Source organism: Streptococcus sobrinus DSM 20742 = ATCC 33478, from assembly GCF_000686605.1.
GTDB lineage: Bacteria > Bacillota > Bacilli > Lactobacillales > Streptococcaceae > Streptococcus > Streptococcus sobrinus.
Window position 1 is genome coordinate 15,544 of record NZ_JMLC01000002.1, and the last position, 16,022, is coordinate 31,565.

The following is a 16,022-nucleotide window of genomic DNA, read 5'->3' on the forward strand; positions in this document are numbered from 1 at the left end:
AAAATGTGGGCTAAATGACAAGGTTCGGCTGTAATTGGCCCAGAAAACACAGGAGTTTAAATCAGAGAAATATGGAATGGGAAGCCTTTTTAGACCCCTATATTCAGGCCGTTGGTGAGTTAAAAATTAAATTTCGTGGTATCCGTAAACAGTTTCGCAAGCAAAATCATCACTCCCCTATCGAGTTTGTGACTGGTCGGGTCAAGCCGATTGAGAGTATCAAAGAGAAAATGCTCCTACGTGGCATTAAGGAGAAACATCTGGCTGAAGATATGCAGGATATCGCCGGTGTTAGGATTATGGTGCAGTTTGTTGACGATGTTCAAGAGGTCTTGGACTTGATTCGGCGCCGTCATGACATGACCATTATTCAAGAGCGGGACTACATCAATAATCGTAAGGCCAGCGGTTACCGCTCTTATCACGTGATTATTGAGTATCCCGTCGATACTATTGATGGTCAGAAGACAGTTCTAGCCGAGATTCAAATCAGAACCTTAGCTATGAATTTTTGGGCGACCATTGAGCATTCGCTCAATTACAAGTATAAGGGAGACTTTCCAGAGGAAATCAAGCAACGCTTAGAGGTGACCTCAAGGATAGCGCGCGAATTGGACGAAGAGATGCGTAAAATTCGAGACGACATCAAGGAAGCCCAGCTTCTCTTTGACCCTCTCAGCAGAAAACTAAGTGATGGTGTAGGAAATAGTGATGACACAGATGAATTATACAGGTAGGCCCCAGCAGACTCGGGTAGCTATCATTGCTAATGGTAAGTACCAAAGTAAACGAGTAGCCTCCAAGATTTTTAGCGCCCTCAAACATGACCGAGATTTCTATCTTAGTAAGGATAATCCGGATATCGTCATTTCCATTGGTGGCGATGGCATGCTTTTGTCGGCCTTTCACATGTATGAAAAAACCTTGGACAAGGTGCGTTTTGTCGGGATTCATACGGGGCACCTAGGCTTCTATACTGATTATCGAGATTTTGAAGTTGATACCTTTTTGAAAAATCTCCGAAATGACCGAGGCGAAAAAATTTCCTACCCCCTCTTGCGAGTGACCGTTACCATGGCAGATGGTCGGGTTGTCACAGCTCGGGCCCTCAATGAAGCCAGTCTGCGCCGTCTGGAGAAGACCATGGTAGCGGATGTTTCCATCAACGGCACTCTTCTGGAGCGTTTTCGCGGTGATGGCATCACTGTTTCGACGCCAACGGGCAGCACCGCCTACAATAAATCCATCGGTGGAGCCGTTCTCCACCCTACTGTTGAAGCCTTCCAGATGACCGAGATTGCCAGCCTCAACAACCGAGTTTATCGAACTCTAGGGAGTTCGGCTATTATTCCAAAAGGCGAAACTGTAACCATCGTTCCCAAACGAGTTGGTTCCTACACAGTCTCTTTCGATAATAAATCTTACAGTTATCGCAATGTAGCCAAGATGGAATTTTCACTGGACGATAAGAAAATCAGCTTCCTATCAACTCCCCACCATACCGGTTTCTGGGAAAGGGTTAAGGATGCCTTTATTGGTGAGGTAGAAGCGTGAGATTTGAATTTATTGCTGACCGGTCCTGCAAGATTAAGACCTTCCTCAGAGGACATGGGATTTCAAAGGGACTTTTGGCTAGGATTAAATATCAGGGCGGACATATCTGGGTAAATGGCATTGAGCAAAATGCCATTTATTTATTGGCTTCAGGAGATAAAGTGACTGTCGATATTCCAGCAGAAGTAGGTAGTCCCCATCTTCTGCCTATCCAATATCCACTGGAAATAGTTGCGGAAGATGCTAATTTTTTGCTAGTCAATAAGCCGGCTGGCTATGCCAGTATTCCCAGTATTCTCCATTCGGAAACCATGGCTAATTTTGTCAAGGCCTACTATCGGGAGCAGGGGTATGAAAATCAACAAATTCATATTGTCACCCGTCTCGATAGAGATACCAGCGGCCTCATGCTCTTTGCCAAACATAGTTATGCCCATTCTCGGATGGATAAGGCTCTCCAAGCTAGGTCCATTGAGAAACGCTATTATGCCTTAGTGTCTGGAGCAGAGGACCTACCAGATGAAGGGGAAATCATTGCTCCCATAGCCAGAGAGTCTGATAGCATTATCACCCGTCAGGTCCATACCTCGGGCAAGTATGCCCATACTAGTTATCGTGTGCTCCATCGTTTTGGTCAGGTTAAACTTGTAGATATCCAGCTTCATACGGGTCGGACTCACCAGATTCGCGTGCATTTTTCCCACATTGGTCAGCCTCTCTTGGGAGATGATCTTTACGGTGGCTCTATGGACTTTGGAATCGACCGTCAGGCTCTCCATTGTTATTCATTACGATTTACTGACCCTTTTACAAATCAGGAGAGGCATTATGAAGCGAGCTTGACAGATGACCTTGAAAACGTTATCATAGGTTTGCAAAAAATATAGAAGAGAAGGAATTGCTATGATAAGAAGTTTATTTGGAGAATTGCGCTCTAAGGTTGCAGGCAAGGGAATTAAGATCGTTTTCCCTGAAGGAAATGATGAACGGGTTGTTCGCGCAGCAGCTCGTTTGAAATTTGAAGGTCTGGTTGATCCGATTATCTTAGGGGAAGCAGACCAAGTCAAAAATCTTTTGAAACAATTTGGTTTTGCAGATCAAAACTACACCATTATTAACCCTAATACCTACCCTGATTTTGATAAGATGAAGGAACTTTTCTTAGAGATTCGTAAGGGGAAGGCGACACCAGAGGTTGCTGAAAAACTGTTGCGGGATGTCAATTATTTCGGTGTCATGTTAGTCAAGATGGGGTTGGCAGATGGGATGGTTTCAGGTGCCATTCATTCAACAGCCGACACGGTGCGACCTGCCCTGCAAATCATCAAGACCAAACCAGGTATCTCTCGGACCTCAGGTGTCTTCCTAATGAACCGTGAAAATACCAACGAGCGCTATATTTTTGCGGACTGTGCTATTAATATTGATCCTGAAGCGCAAGAATTAGCAGAAATTGCTGTTAATACGGCTGAAACAGCGAAAATCTTTGATATTGACCCGCAAGTGGCCCTGTTGAGCTTCTCAACCAAGGGAAGCGCCAAGGCTCCTCAAGCAGAGAAGGTTCAAGAAGCGACTAAGATCGCTAAGGAGTTAGCACCTGACTTGGCCTTAGACGGTGAATTACAATTTGATGCAGCCTTTGTTCCTGAAACAGCGGCTATCAAGGCGCCAGACAGCGATGTTGCTGGCCATGCTAATGTTTTTGTTTTCCCTGACTTGCAGTCTGGTAATATTGGGTATAAGATTGCCCAACGTTTAGGAATGTTTGAAGCAGTGGGGCCAATTCTCCAAGGTCTCAATATGCCGGTCAATGACTTATCGCGTGGTTCAAGCGCTGAAGATATTTATAAGTTAGCTATTATCACGGCCGCTCAAGCACTTGATTGAGGATACAAGAAAGATTAAGCGATTACTTTCTTTACCAGGAGCCTTGAATAAGCTGCAATAGCAAAAAATGGTAGAATTTGGAAATTGAGGCTGGGGAGTATATCCCAGCCTTGTTTGTATAAAAGGAGGCAAAAATGACAGAAACGGTTATGATTACAGGAGCCAGCGCAGGTTTTGGTCTAGCCATGGCCCGACTCTTTGTACAGAAAGGTTACCGAGTCATTGGTACTGGCCGCCGTCTAGCTAAGTTAGAAGAACTGGCCCAAGAGCTGGGAGATAATTTTTATCCTCTACAGATGGATATGACTTCCCAAGAAGTTATTGATTCGGCCTTGGCTAGCCTAGCAGGTGACTGGGGAAAAATTGATATTTTGGTCAACAATGCTGGTCTAGCTCTGGGCTTGGATAAGGCTTACGAGGCTAAGTTTGAGGATTGGGCGACCATGATTCAAACTAATATCGTCGGTTTGACCTATCTGACTCGTCAGGTCCTTCCTCAGATGGTAGAGCGAAAGTCTGGCTATATCATCAATATTGGTTCAACAGCCGGAACTGTTCCTTATCCTGGCGCTAATGTCTACGGTGCTAGCAAGGCCTTTGTCAAACAGTTCTCCCTCAATCTACGGGCAGACTTGGCTGGCACTAAGATTCGAGTTTCCAATGTTGAGCCAGGCCTCTGCGAGGGAACTGAATTTTCCAATGTCCGCTTTAAGTGGGATAACCAAAGAGCTAGTAAGCTCTACAAGGGTGCCCATGCCATCAAGCCAGAAGATATTGCTAATACGGTCCTCTGGCTGGCCCAACAGCCCAAACATGTCAATGTCAATCGGATTGAAATTATGCCAACCTCGCAAAGCTTTGGTCCTCAACCGGTTGAACGTGAAGACTGATAGGGTTGGCGGAGATTTAATGGCTTTAACAAGAGAATTTATAGGGGCGGTGAGTGCTAGCTCCCCTAACGGTAAATTGTTGAGCAACGCGGTTTCGGTAACCAATAATCCAATCGTTAACTTGGCCATACAGGAAAAAGCCTTCAGCAAAACTGGATTTATTCAGTCTTCTGAAGGCTTTGTTTTATGGTTCATTGGTTAACGGTCCCCTTCGATGGGATGAAATTGGATATAGGTCTATCAAAACAATTGGCCCAAAATTCTAAGACTCCCCTTTTCTTTAGCTAGTATCGTCAGCCTAGTCGGAACCCTTGATAGAAGGGCCAGAAGTGGCATCAGACCAGCCAACCAGCGCCTGTGCAGTCTCATCAAGGTAGGTTGTCAGTGGTCGCTTGAAATCTGCAATAGTTTCCATAATGCCAATGATCCTTCCCTGCTCGTCCAAGGCAGTCTGATAGGTTTGCATTAAAATCTGGTCAAAGGCCTGACTAGGTACTTGAAAATTGAGTGAACCCGTTGGGCTTTTGATCAATTCATCCAGAAGCCAGGGTTCCAAGTCTTTGAGCTCCTGGTCTGCTAGAAGGCTACTGTCATTTTGTCCATTATTATAAAGGGGCCGGCCTTTCTGGTCGTAAAAAGCGACTTTATAGGGAAGGTGCTTTAAAATTTCTTCGATCTTTGTCATACTTTCATCATACCTATTCAGGAACCAGATTGCAAGTCTTGCGATTAGCATAGGATAGTATCAGTTTTTCAAAGGAAGGGCCTATCATTCGGCCGTAAATGACTCTATAATAGAAGTATCAAAACAATATTTGGAGGAAATATATTATGGCAAGCAAGGTAATCTTTTTGGATGTCGACGGTACCCTGGTGGATTATGAAAACCACCTGCCTGAGTCAGCTGTTGAGGCCATCCGTAAGGCGCGTGCTAATGGTCATTTGGTCTATATCTGTACGGGTCGCAGTCATGCGGAAGTTCCCCCAAAACTCTGGGACATTGGACTGGATGGGATGATTGGTGGCAATGGTTCTTATGTAGAGCACCAGGGAGAAGTCGTCTTGCACCAGATGCTTTCTGAGGAGGATAGTCGAGCTATTGTTGACTGGCTTCATGAACGGGGTCTCGAATTCTACCTAGAAAGCAATAACGGCCTCTTTGCTAGTGAACATTTCAAGGAAGCGGCAAGACCAGTTATGCGGGCCTATGCTCTGACCAAGGGAGCTAAGGAAGAGGACATCAAAGAAATGGAACCTGAAGACGGTTTGCACGGTCTGGTTTATGGCGGTAATCTCTACCGCAATGACCTTAATAAGATCAGCTTCATCCTCAAGTCTTATCAGGACCACTTAGACTCTAAGGAGGCCTTTCCTCATCTCAAGGCAGGCACCTGGGGCGGCCGTGGTGAAACGGCCCTCTTTGGCGATTTAGGAGTCGCTAATATTGATAAGGCCCATGCTATTGATGTCCTTCTGGATTTTCTAGATAAAGATAAGGCAGATACCATTGCCTTCGGCGATGCCAAGGTGGACATTCCTATGTTGGACTATTGTGCGATTGGTGTTGCTATGGGCAATGGTGGCCCAGAAATTCTAGCTATGGCTGATATGATAACTGACGATGTCGAAGACGACGGTCTCTACAAGGCCTTTGAGAAGTTAGGTCTGTTGGCTTAGCTATTTAGGTATGGGTCTGAAAGTCAGGCCCATTTTTTACACCAAGTTTGGCTTGCCAGGTTTCTCATGTCGTTAGAACTGGGAGAAGGGCCTTGGTCGAATTTTGCTGAAATCTATAGCTTTCTATAAGCATTAACTATTTTACAAGTCTTACTATTAGTGGTAAGCTGACTGTAATTTAGAGGAGGTGGGCTTATGGCTCGAAAAGTTGGAATTATTGGCTTAGGAAATGTTGGTAGCACCCTGGCTGGTAACCTAGTTCGTTCAGGTCTTGTTGATGAACTGGTTTTGCTTGATAAGCGTGAGGACAAGCTTTTTGCTGATCAGTTGGATCTTGAAGATAGCTTGGCAACCAGTCCTCATTATGTCAAAATTTCTACTAACGACGATAGTTTGCTTGATGATGCAGATGTCCTCGTGGTAGCTGTTGGCGATATCAAGGCTTATTTTGGCGATAATCCTGATCGTTGGGTGGAACTCAATATCAATATTGCCAATGCCAAGGAGATTGCTGCTCGCTTGAAGGCGACTAACTTCTCGGGTTTAATCGTTGTAATTTCCAATCCTTGTGATGCCATTACCACGGTCTTGCAAAGAGAATTGGCTTACCCTAAGGAAAAGATTATGGGAACGGGAACCTTACTGGATAGCAGTCGGCTCAAAAATCAATTGGCCAAGGTCAGCGGTCTAACTCCCCAATCCATCCAAGGCTATGTCCTAGGTGAACACGGTGATAGTCAGTTTACGGCTTGGTCAACAGTTAATTTGGATCAGTTGGGAACAGTAGATCAGAAAGGTATTGAAGCAGCTGTCCGTCAAGGTGGCCAACAGGTCTTTAATGGTAAACGCTACACCAACTTTGCCATCGCCAGCTCGGCCCATTTGCTATTGGAAGCCATCCTGACCGATAGCCATCAGATTCTGCCAGTTTCCAACTATGATGAGGCCAGTGATCTCTATCTCAGTTATCCAGCTATTATTGGCCGTCATGGTGTCTTAGGACGTGTAGCCCTGAGTTTAGATAAGGTGGAAGAGCAGAAGTTAAAAGCCTCTGCCAAGGCTATTAAAGAAAAGGCCTTTGACTAAGGCAGCTTTCAATACTAGCCAATGTTGGGTAAGTTTAGTTCGTCTAGTTAAGCTATTCTGACAGTCGTTTACTTTCACCGAATAAGTCATTTTTAAATAAAATAGACAAAACCCGCCCGTCCATTTTGGACGGGCGGGTTGCTATATAGTTGTTACCAAGCAATGGTATTGATTAGGTCGTCAGCCGTAGTGGTCGGTAGAATCCGCACTCGATTAAGGGCATAGAGACCATTGTCGGCACTAGCCAGTCCTTCGTTGGTAGTGACGGCCATCTTGTAGCCAGCTTTCTCTGCCAGTTTCTGGCTGCTATCGTTGTAGCGCCCAGACGGATAGGCTAGGGCAATAGTATCTTGCCCCAAAAGCCGGTCCAACCAAGATTTGGATTCACCAATCTCGGTATTTTGACTATCATCCGACTGGGTTGACAAGTCTGGATGATTGACGGTGTGACTCTGGAAGGACATGCCCTCCTTGGCCAGCTCCTTAATCTTGTCCGAAGTCAAGAAACCGTCCTTGTCAGCGTAACTGGTGATAACATTGTTAGTTCCAACAGCCCCATACTTTTTCATGATAGTCGCAGCATTGACAAAGTCAGCATCGCCATCATCAAAGGTCAGCCAGACAATCTTCTTATTGCCATTGGGTAGGACATTTTCTGATAGGACCTTGTAGGCTTCCTCAGGAGTCAAGAAGTAATAGCCTTGCTCCTTGAGGGCCTTAATGTGGCTTTCAAATGTGTCTGGGCTGACAATCAAGTTGGCACTTGCGGACTCAGACGGGTCCATCACATGAATAGCGTGGTACATGAGAATGGGAACCTTGACTGTTTCGTCTTGCTTTTTCCAATCCACCTTGGCCTTCTTGTCAGACTGGCTTGTCTGCCCCTGGTTGGTCTTCTTGCTAGTCTGGCTAGTCTTTTCTGACTTTAATAGTTGACTGGGACTGAAACTGTGATTTTTAAACATAAAGGCGAAAGCACCGATGATAAAAACCAGACCAATGATGGCTAGTAGATTTCGACTGGTGTGGCTGGACCGGCCAGGTTTTTGATTTCTAGAAGTCATATCTTTTAGTTCCTCTTATAAAGTCTTTGGTGATGCTCAATGCGTTCCAAGGCAAAACTGTGGGTCGCATAGTTTTCAAATTCAGCATTTCCTTGATCGTCTAATTGCGCTTCTTCAAAGAAAAGCTTTTCGTAGTCCTCAACGCTCAACCTCTGGCGTTTTTCTAAGCTTGCTTGTTGGTCAGGATTTAGCATCTGTTCAAAACCAGCAACCAGCTGACCACTAAAGATTTCAGATACAGCGCCAGAGCCATAACTGAAGAAGCCGATCTTGTCGCCTGCTTTTAGGCTTTGAGACTTCTCAAGCAAGGAGAGGAGGCCTAGATAGAGGGAGCCAGTATAAATGTTACCGATTTGACGACTGTAGCTGATGGAGGCTTCAAAATTGGCCTTGATTTGGCCAGTCTTTTCTTGGGATAGGGACTTATCCAAGAGCTTATTGAGCCCCTTTCTGGCTAATTTAGGATAGGGAATGTGAAAGCAGAAGGCTGCGAAGTCTTCTAGCTTGCCTTGGTAGCGCTTCTGATACTCAGCCCAAGTCGTTTTCAAGCAATCCAGATACTGCTTGGTTGAAAATATACCTTGGACAAAAGGAGTGGTTGAGTAATTGGGCCGCCAGAAGTCCATAACATCTCGGGTTTGGGCAACATTATCATCATTGAAAGTTAAGATTCTTGGCTGATTGGTCACCAACATGGCGACCGCACCAGCACCTTGGGTGGGCTCGCCAGATGTCTTGATACCATACTTGGCAATGTCACTAGCGATAACCAACACCTTAGAAGCAGCCTGAGCAGTCACATGGAGCTTGGCATAGTTGAGGGCAGCTGTTGCACTATAGCAGGCTTCCTTAATTTCAAAGCTGCGAGCAAAGGGCTGAATCCCCAATAGCCCATGAATGAAAACGGCAGCAGCCTTACTTTGATCAATGCTGGTCTCTGTCGCAACAATGACCATATCAATAGTAGCCTTGTCTTCCTTGGTCAAAATTTGTTCAGCGGCAGCAGCACCTAAGGTCACGATATCTTCGGTGATGGGGGCGATGCTGAGGCTATCCAACATGAGACCGAGGGAGTATTTATTGGGATCGGTGTCGCGGGCGACAGCCAAGTCCGCCATATCCAGCCGATATTTAGCTGTGGCGAAGCCAATCTTGTCAATTCCAATAGACATAATTCTACCTTCTAATTTAGTGATTTATATATTACTATTGTAACATAAATGTCATGGAAGACTGGGCCAAAAACACTAGAATGCTTGCAATGACTGCAAAATCGGTCCCGCGCCCGACTCGGTCAAAGTCCTTAGTGGTAATTTTGAGAATTTTCGTCTACAATAAAAACCAGAAATTTTAGAACGAAGGATAAGAATCATGACTAAAGCAGATGCCATTTTCAAGGCAAATATTGAAAAGATTATGAAGGAGGGCGTCATGTCCGAGCAGGCTCGTCCCAAGTATAAGAACGGTCAAACAGCTAACTCCAAGTACATCACGGGTTCCTTTGCCGAATATGACCTAGCCAAAGGAGAATTTCCCATCACGACCCTGCGGCTTATTCCTATTAAATCTGCCATCAAGGAAATCTTCTGGATTTATCAGGACCAAAGCAATGACTTAGGTCTTCTTAATGATAAATACAAGGTCAAGTACTGGAATGACTGGGAGGTCGGCAAGACAGGCACCATCGGCCAACGCTATGGAGCTGTCGTCAAAAAGCACGATATCATCAATAAGATTCTTAAGCAACTAGAAGAAAATCCTTGGAACCGTCGCAATGTCATCTCCCTCTGGGACTATGATGCCTTCGAGGAGAGCGAGGGCCTGCTCCCTTGTGCCTTCCAGACTATGTTTGATGTTCGGCGAGTGGATGGCGACATCTATCTGGATGCGACCCTGTCCCAGCGCTCCAATGATATGCTGGTGGCCCACCACATCAATGCCATGCAGTACGTGGCCCTGCAAATGATGATTGCCAAGCATTTTGGCTGGAAGGTTGGTAAATTCTTCTACTTTGTCAATAATCTCCATATCTACGACAATCAGTTTGACCAGGCCGAAGAATTACTCAAGCGGACTCCATCAGATATGGAGCCTCGCCTAGTGCTCAATGTCCCAGATGGCACCAATTTCTTTGACATCAAGCCAGAAGACTTCGATCTCTTGGATTATGAGCCGGTCAAACCGCAATTGAAGTTTGACTTGGCTATCTAAGCCCGCCAGATTAGTTTTATTAAGAATGTGTTTGAATTTTTTCAAATGCATTTTTTCTTAATTTCTGCTAGAATAAAAACAGTATGGACAAAGTTTTTAAGGCAAAACAAATTATTGCGATTTGGGCTCAGGATCAGGCTGGCTTAATTGGTGCCAACCAGACTATGCCTTGGCATTTACCGGCCGAATTGGCCCACTTTAAAAAGACCACCATGGGACAAGCTATTCTTATGGGACGCAAGACCTTTGATGGCATGGGCCGGCGAACTCTACCGGGTCGGGAGATTCTGATTTTGACCCATGATAAGACCTATCAGGTTGATGGGGTTAAGACGGTTTCCAGTCCTGAGGAAGCCCTAGCTTGGTTTGACCAGCAGAACAAGGATCTCTATATCGCAGGCGGTGCTGGTGTCTACCAGGCCTTTATTAATAATTACACAGGTCTAGTCAAAACGATAATCCAAGCTCGTTTTGAGGGAGATACCTATTTCCCAGAGATGGACATGGCTCCCTACCAGCTTGTCTCTGAAGAAAATCATAGTAAGGATCAGAAAAATCCTTATGATTTTACAATTGCGACCTATCAAAAACTAAGTAACCAATAAGGAATAAACAATTCATGCAAAGAAGTATTTTTGGGGTATTTACAGCACTCTTAGCCATTATCTGTGTGCTCTGTGCGATTCCTGCCTTTCGTAAAAACCGTTACGGCTTGGGAACGCTTTTTCTCCTCAACGCTTTGACCAATCTCGTAAACTCCATTCACGCCTTTTACGGCACACTCTTTTAACAGAAGGAAGATTAGGATATTATGGCAGACAATCAAACAACAAATGATACAATGGTCTATTGCTCATTTTGTGGAAAAAACCAGACAGAGGTCAGAAAAATAATTGCTGGTAACGGCGTTTTTATCTGTAATGAATGTGTGGCCCTCTCCCAAGAAATCATCAAAGAGGAGCTAGCTGAAGAAGTTCTAGCTGACTTGGCGGAAGTTCCAAAACCCAAGGAACTCCTGCAAATCTTGGATGACTATGTTATCGGCCAAGTTCAAGCAAAAAGAGCTCTGGCAGTTGCCGTTTATAACCATTACAAGCGAATCAGCTTTGTCGAGAGTGCCCAAGATGAGGATGTCGATTTGCAGAAATCTAATATTCTCATGATTGGCCCAACTGGTTCCGGTAAGACCTTCTTAGCTCAAACCTTGGCTAAGAGTCTTAATGTTCCCTTTGCTATTGCGGATGCAACGGCCTTGACTGAAGCTGGATATGTCGGAGAAGATGTGGAGAATATTCTTCTCAAACTGATTCAGGCTGCTGATTTCAATATTGAACGGGCTGAACGAGGCATCATCTATGTCGATGAAATTGACAAGATTGCCAAAAAGGGAGAAAATGTCTCCATTACTCGGGATGTCTCTGGTGAAGGGGTGCAACAGGCTCTCTTGAAAATTGTTGAAGGAACAGTTGCCAGTGTTCCACCACAAGGCGGGCGCAAGCACCCTAACCAAGAAATGATTCAGATTGACACCAAGAACATCCTCTTTATTGTCGGAGGTGCCTTTGATGGTATCGAAGATATTGTTAAGCAACGCCTGGGTGAAAAGGTGATTGGTTTCGGTCAAAGCAATAAGTCTCTGGATGATGATGCTTCCTATATGCAACAAATTATTTCGGAGGATATTCAAAAATTTGGTCTCATTCCTGAATTTATCGGCCGTTTACCTGTCCTGGCTGCCCTTGAGCAGTTGACGGTTGACGATTTAGTGCGGATTCTGACTGAACCCAAGAACGCCTTGGTTAAACAGTATAAGACCCTTCTGTCTTATGATGGAGTGGATTTGGAATTTGATCAAGAAGCACTTGAAGCGATTGCTCAAAAGGCTATTGAGCGTAAGACTGGTGCTCGGGGCTTGCGTTCCATTATCGAAGAAACCATGATGGACATCATGTTTGAAGTGCCTAGTCAAGAGGATGTTACCAGCGTTGAAGTGACAAAGGCGGCAGTTGAAGGGACCGATAAGCCGATTCTCAAGACTGCCTAGGAAAGAATCATGACACAAGAAACTCTTTTAAATACCCATAATGCCTCAATTCTTTTGAGTGCTGCTAACAAATCTCATTATCCACAAGACGACCTACCAGAAGTAGCTTTGGCAGGTCGTTCTAATGTCGGCAAATCTAGTTTTATCAATACCCTGCTGGGCCGCAAGAAATTAGCTCGAACTTCCAGCAAACCTGGCAAGACCCAGCTGCTCAACTTTTACAATATTGATGACAAGTTGCGTTTCGTCGATGTGCCTGGTTATGGCTATGCCAAGGTCTCCAAGACCGAGCGGGCCAAGTGGGGCAAGATGATTGAAGAGTATCTGGTTACCCGGGATAATTTGCGGGTCGTGGTCAGCCTCGTGGACCTACGCCATGAGCCAACCGCTGACGACGTCCAGATGTATGACTTTCTCAAATACTATGAAATTCCTGTTATCGTCGTAGCCACCAAGGCTGACAAGGTTCCCCGTGGCAAGTGGAACAAGCAGGAGGCCCTGATTAAGAAGAAGCTCAACTTTGATCAAGCAGATAGCTTTATCGTCTTTTCTTCGGAAACCAAGGAAGGCTATGACCTGGCTTGGAATACTATCCTAGAAAATCTCTAAATCAAGTCTTAAAAGGCTAACCAGACGGTTAGCTTTTTTGTTGGCTGATTTTGGACTGGCTGCTAATAAAGACGTAACTATAATTATGTAAAAAACAAAAATCACCTCATATTCAATGAATCCCCTAAGCAGGCTTAGCCTGCTAACTCATGACAGAAAAATTATTTTTCAAATCGGGAACCTTTGAGTTTCGAAGAGTATCAAAAAACTTCAATTAATTTTTTATAAGACCTCATAAGAAATAACTATGCCCTAAGGGCTATTGATACATGTTATCATAGAAGGTAATTCATGACTGGGAGGTCTTATGGAAAATCATAATTTTGATAATCAGGGAAAATTTCAGCGCAAGATGACCAGCCGTCATCTCTTTATGCTCTCACTGGGTGGGGTAATTGGGACAGGTCTTTTTCTTAGTTCGGGCTATACCATCGCTCAAGCGGGGCCGTTTGGAGCAGTCCTGTCCTACTTAGTTGGAGCGGTAGTGGTCTATTTGGTCATGCTGTCGCTGGGAGAGTTGGCTGTTGCTATGCCGGTAACAGGCTCCTTTCACACCTATGCCACCAAGTTTATCAGTCCCGGGACTGGTTTTACGATTGCTTGGCTCTACTGGGTTTGTTGGACGGTAGCTTTGGGAACGGAATTTTTGGCGGCGGGGATGCTGGTTGAGCGCTGGATTTCTATTCCGTCTTGGATTTCGGCAGCCATCTTTGCCTTAGCCGTCTTTGTCATCAATGCCCTATCAGTACGCTCCTTTGCGGAGACAGAGTCTTTCTTTTCTAGTATTAAAGTACTAGCCATTCTTGTTTTCATTGTTTTGGGCTTGGGAGCTATGGTTGGTCTGGTTTCCTTCAATGGCCGCCACCATCCTGTTCTCTTTGAAAATCTAACAGCTCAAGGAGCCTTTCCCAAGGGGCTGGTTACTGTGGTTTCCGTTATGCTCAATGTCAACTATGCCTTTTCGGGTACCGAGCTGATTGGGATTGCCGCAGGGGAAACTGATAATCCCAAAGAAGCTGTTCCAAGAGCTATTAAGACAACTATCGGCAGGCTGGTCATTTTCTTTGTCTTGACTATTCTGGTCTTGGCTTCCCTGCTGCCCATGAAGGAAGCAGGGGTGACTGATGCTCCCTTCGTTCTTGTCTTTGACAAGATGGGCATTCCTTATGCAGGCGACATTATGAATTTTGTCATTCTGACAGCCATTCTTTCTGCTGGCAATTCTGGTCTCTATGCGTCTAGTCGGATGCTCTGGTCACTAGCCAATGAAGGCATGTTGGACAAGCGGGTGGTCAAAATCAATAAGCACGGTGTTCCTATGCGGGCCATGCTCTTGTCTATGTTGGGGGCGGGGCTTTCCCTCTTTGCCAGCTTTTATGCAGCCTCAACGGTTTACCTAGCCTTGGTTTCCATTGCCGGTTTTGCGGTTGTTGCGGTTTGGCTGTCCATTCCGATTTCTCAGATTAATTTCCGTAAGGTCTGGCTTAAAGATCATAAGGAAAGTGAATTGAATTACAAGACTCCCTTTAGTCCGATTTTGCCCTATATCACCATTATTCTCTTGTTGGTTTCAATCGTCGGGATTGCCTGGGATAAGGACCAGCGGGCGGGCCTCTACTTCGGCCTCCCCTTCGTAGCTTTCTGTTATCTCTATCATTACTGGCGCTATAAGAAATTTTAAGGTGTTGAGGAAGACTTATTGTTTCTAGCTAACACCAATTAAGGAGGAAGCTTATGGGAAGATTTAAAGATCTATTAGCAAGTCAAGATAACTTGATTTTACACGGAGCCTTGGGAACTGAGCTGGAGTATCGTGGTTATGATGTTTCTGGCAAACTCTGGTCGGCCAAATACCTTTTAGAGAATCCTCGGGCCATTCAAGATATTCATGAAACCTATCTGCGAGCAGGCAGTGACATCGTTACAACGTCTTCTTACCAGGCCACCCTCCCAGGTTTGGAGGACTATGGATTGTCTGAGAACCAAGCTAGGGATGTGATTGCCTCAACTGTCAAGATTGCTAAGGCTGCTCGTGACCAGCTCTGGTCTGAATTGACGGAAACCGAAAAGGGCCAACGTCCCTATCCCTTGATTTCAGGGGATGTCGGTCCCTACGCTGCCTACTTAGCAGACGGCTCAGAATATACGGGCGACTACGGTTCCATCAGCAAGGAAGAACTTAAGGCTTTCCACCGACCTCGCTTGGCCATTCTCCAAGAGCAGGGCGTGGATTTGTTGGCTTTGGAAACCATACCCAATTTTCTAGAAGCACAAGCCCTGGTCCAACTTTTAGCAGAAGAATTTCCTCAAGTGGAAGCCTACATCAGTTTCACCTCTCAAGACGGCCAGTCTATTTCAGACGGAACACCTATCAAGGAAGTTGCCCAGCTGGTTGATGCAAGTTCGCAAATCTTAGCGATTGGTCTCAATTGCAGCTCACCGAATCTATATCCTAACTTTTTGACCGAGTTGCGTAAGTATACGGATAAGCCACTGGTGACTTATCCAAATTCGGGGGAAGTTTATGACGGAGCGAGTCAGACCTGGACCAAGGACCCTGACCATTCGCACAGTCTTCTGGAAAACACCCTTACCTGGCAAAAGTTGGGAGCTAAGCTAGTGGGCGGTTGCTGCCGGACGAGACCTAGCGACATTGAAGTCCTGGTTCAAGGAATTAGAGGGCAAAACCAGAAAACTAGAAAGTAACTTGAATACCTTAAACACCAGATGCAAGAAGATGGCTCAGATAGTCGCCTTTAAATCTTAAGCGTGGTCTAGTGGCCATCTTTTTTTATTTATTTGAATAAAAGTCTTGACAGGTGGTCTCCTAGCGTGTTAAGATATTAAAGGTTTTAAGAAAACCGACCTAAGACAGCAGGGGAGTTAGACTCATAAACATCCTGCCGAGGCACAAAAACGTAAACATCTTAGCTGGTGAAAACTGGCTAGTCTATAAAACGTATTTGTACTTTCGTGTCTAGGTTTGGATGCGATTTTTTC

Annotated in this window: 18 protein-coding genes and 1 other annotated feature (1 of these 19 running past the window's edge); of the genes, 15 read left to right on the forward strand and 3 right to left on the reverse strand. The window is 45.1% G+C overall.

The features are described from left to right. Positions 1 to 71 precede the first annotated feature (71 nt). The 6 genes from yjbM (at position 72) to BS63_RS0101120 (ending at position 4,533) form a co-directional block, all read left to right on the forward strand. On the forward strand, positions 72 to 737 hold the full coding sequence (gene yjbM, locus BS63_RS0101095) for a GTP diphosphokinase (RefSeq protein ID WP_002963163.1): 666 nt from the start codon (positions 72 to 74) through the stop codon (positions 735 to 737). Beyond that, positions 712 to 1,554 (forward strand): NAD kinase, encoded by an 843-nt coding sequence (locus tag BS63_RS0101100; RefSeq protein WP_019771073.1) that lies wholly within the window; start codon positions 712 to 714, stop codon positions 1,552 to 1,554. The genes yjbM and BS63_RS0101100 overlap by 26 nt, the downstream gene beginning before the upstream one ends. Next, positions 1,551 to 2,441 (forward strand): RluA family pseudouridine synthase, encoded by an 891-nt coding sequence (locus BS63_RS0101105; RefSeq protein WP_002963161.1) that lies wholly within the window; start codon positions 1,551 to 1,553, stop codon positions 2,439 to 2,441. Before BS63_RS0101100 ends, BS63_RS0101105 begins: the two co-directional genes overlap by 4 nt. A gap of 16 nt (positions 2,442 to 2,457) precedes the next feature. Next, positions 2,458 to 3,441: a phosphate acetyltransferase gene (gene pta / locus BS63_RS0101110; RefSeq protein WP_002963160.1), complete on the forward strand. Its 984-nt coding sequence runs from the start codon at positions 2,458 to 2,460 to the stop codon at positions 3,439 to 3,441. Between the two features lie 134 nt (positions 3,442 to 3,575). Next, positions 3,576 to 4,331, forward strand: coding sequence for an SDR family oxidoreductase (locus BS63_RS0101115; RefSeq protein WP_002963159.1), 756 nt, complete (start codon positions 3,576 to 3,578; stop codon positions 4,329 to 4,331). Positions 4,332 to 4,350: 19 nt separating this feature from the next. Then, a complete protein-coding gene (locus BS63_RS0101120) occupies positions 4,351 to 4,533 on the forward strand; it encodes a hypothetical protein (protein ID WP_002963158.1) in 183 nt (60 codons plus the stop codon). Positions 4,534 to 4,629: 96 nt separating this feature from the next. Here the strand turns inward: BS63_RS0101120 and BS63_RS0101125 are convergent, their stop codons facing one another. Next, complete coding sequence (locus tag BS63_RS0101125; RefSeq protein ID WP_002963157.1) at positions 4,630 to 5,016, reverse strand: hypothetical protein; 387 nt, start codon at positions 5,014 to 5,016, stop codon at positions 4,630 to 4,632. Positions 5,017 to 5,162: 146 nt separating this feature from the next. Here BS63_RS0101125 and BS63_RS0101130 point away from each other — a divergent pair, with 146 nt between their 5' ends. Beyond that, positions 5,163 to 6,008, forward strand: a complete 846-nt coding sequence (locus tag BS63_RS0101130; RefSeq protein ID WP_002963154.1) for a Cof-type HAD-IIB family hydrolase — start codon at positions 5,163 to 5,165, stop codon at positions 6,006 to 6,008. 195 nt (positions 6,009 to 6,203) lie between these two features. Then, positions 6,204 to 7,094 (forward strand): lactate/malate family dehydrogenase, encoded by an 891-nt coding sequence (locus tag BS63_RS0101135; protein ID WP_002963151.1) that lies wholly within the window; start codon positions 6,204 to 6,206, stop codon positions 7,092 to 7,094. Positions 7,095 to 7,246: 152 nt separating this feature from the next. Here the strand turns inward: BS63_RS0101135 and BS63_RS0101140 are convergent, their stop codons facing one another. Both BS63_RS0101140 and BS63_RS0101145 read right to left on the reverse strand, forming a co-directional pair. Beyond that, positions 7,247 to 8,158: a polysaccharide deacetylase family protein gene (locus BS63_RS0101140; RefSeq protein ID WP_002961889.1), complete on the reverse strand. Its 912-nt coding sequence runs from the start codon at positions 8,156 to 8,158 to the stop codon at positions 7,247 to 7,249. Positions 8,159 to 8,163: 5 nt separating this feature from the next. Further along, positions 8,164 to 9,330, reverse strand: a complete 1,167-nt coding sequence (locus tag BS63_RS0101145; protein ID WP_028798386.1) for a hydroxymethylglutaryl-CoA synthase — start codon at positions 9,328 to 9,330, stop codon at positions 8,164 to 8,166. Positions 9,331 to 9,529: 199 nt separating this feature from the next. Between BS63_RS0101145 and BS63_RS0101150 the strand changes: the two genes are divergently transcribed. From BS63_RS0101150 to mmuM, 7 genes are all read left to right on the forward strand, one after another. Beyond that, a complete protein-coding gene (locus BS63_RS0101150; protein ID WP_002961891.1) occupies positions 9,530 to 10,369 on the forward strand; it encodes a thymidylate synthase in 840 nt (279 codons plus the stop codon). A gap of 83 nt (positions 10,370 to 10,452) precedes the next feature. After that, positions 10,453 to 10,974, forward strand: coding sequence for a dihydrofolate reductase (locus BS63_RS0101155; RefSeq protein WP_002961892.1), 522 nt, complete (start codon positions 10,453 to 10,455; stop codon positions 10,972 to 10,974). Between the two features lie 14 nt (positions 10,975 to 10,988). Further along, positions 10,989 to 11,159: a hypothetical protein gene (locus BS63_RS1000000112100; protein WP_002961893.1), complete on the forward strand. Its 171-nt coding sequence runs from the start codon at positions 10,989 to 10,991 to the stop codon at positions 11,157 to 11,159. Between the two features lie 21 nt (positions 11,160 to 11,180). Continuing rightward, entirely contained in the window at positions 11,181 to 12,413 is a 1,233-nt protein-coding gene (gene clpX / locus BS63_RS0101160) for an ATP-dependent Clp protease ATP-binding subunit ClpX (RefSeq protein WP_019781461.1), read from the forward strand. Between the two features lie 9 nt (positions 12,414 to 12,422). Next, a complete protein-coding gene (gene yihA / locus BS63_RS0101165; RefSeq protein WP_002961895.1) occupies positions 12,423 to 13,022 on the forward strand; it encodes a ribosome biogenesis GTP-binding protein YihA/YsxC in 600 nt (199 codons plus the stop codon). Positions 13,023 to 13,329: 307 nt separating this feature from the next. Further along, positions 13,330 to 14,703, forward strand: coding sequence for an amino acid permease (locus tag BS63_RS0101170; RefSeq protein WP_028798387.1), 1,374 nt, complete (start codon positions 13,330 to 13,332; stop codon positions 14,701 to 14,703). 53 nt (positions 14,704 to 14,756) lie between these two features. After that, positions 14,757 to 15,728, forward strand: coding sequence for a homocysteine S-methyltransferase (gene mmuM / locus BS63_RS0101175; RefSeq protein ID WP_002961900.1), 972 nt, complete (start codon positions 14,757 to 14,759; stop codon positions 15,726 to 15,728). 141 nt (positions 15,729 to 15,869) lie between these two features. Then, positions 15,870 to 16,022: a sequence feature (ribosomal protein L10 leader region), on the forward strand (it continues 9 nt past the right edge of the window).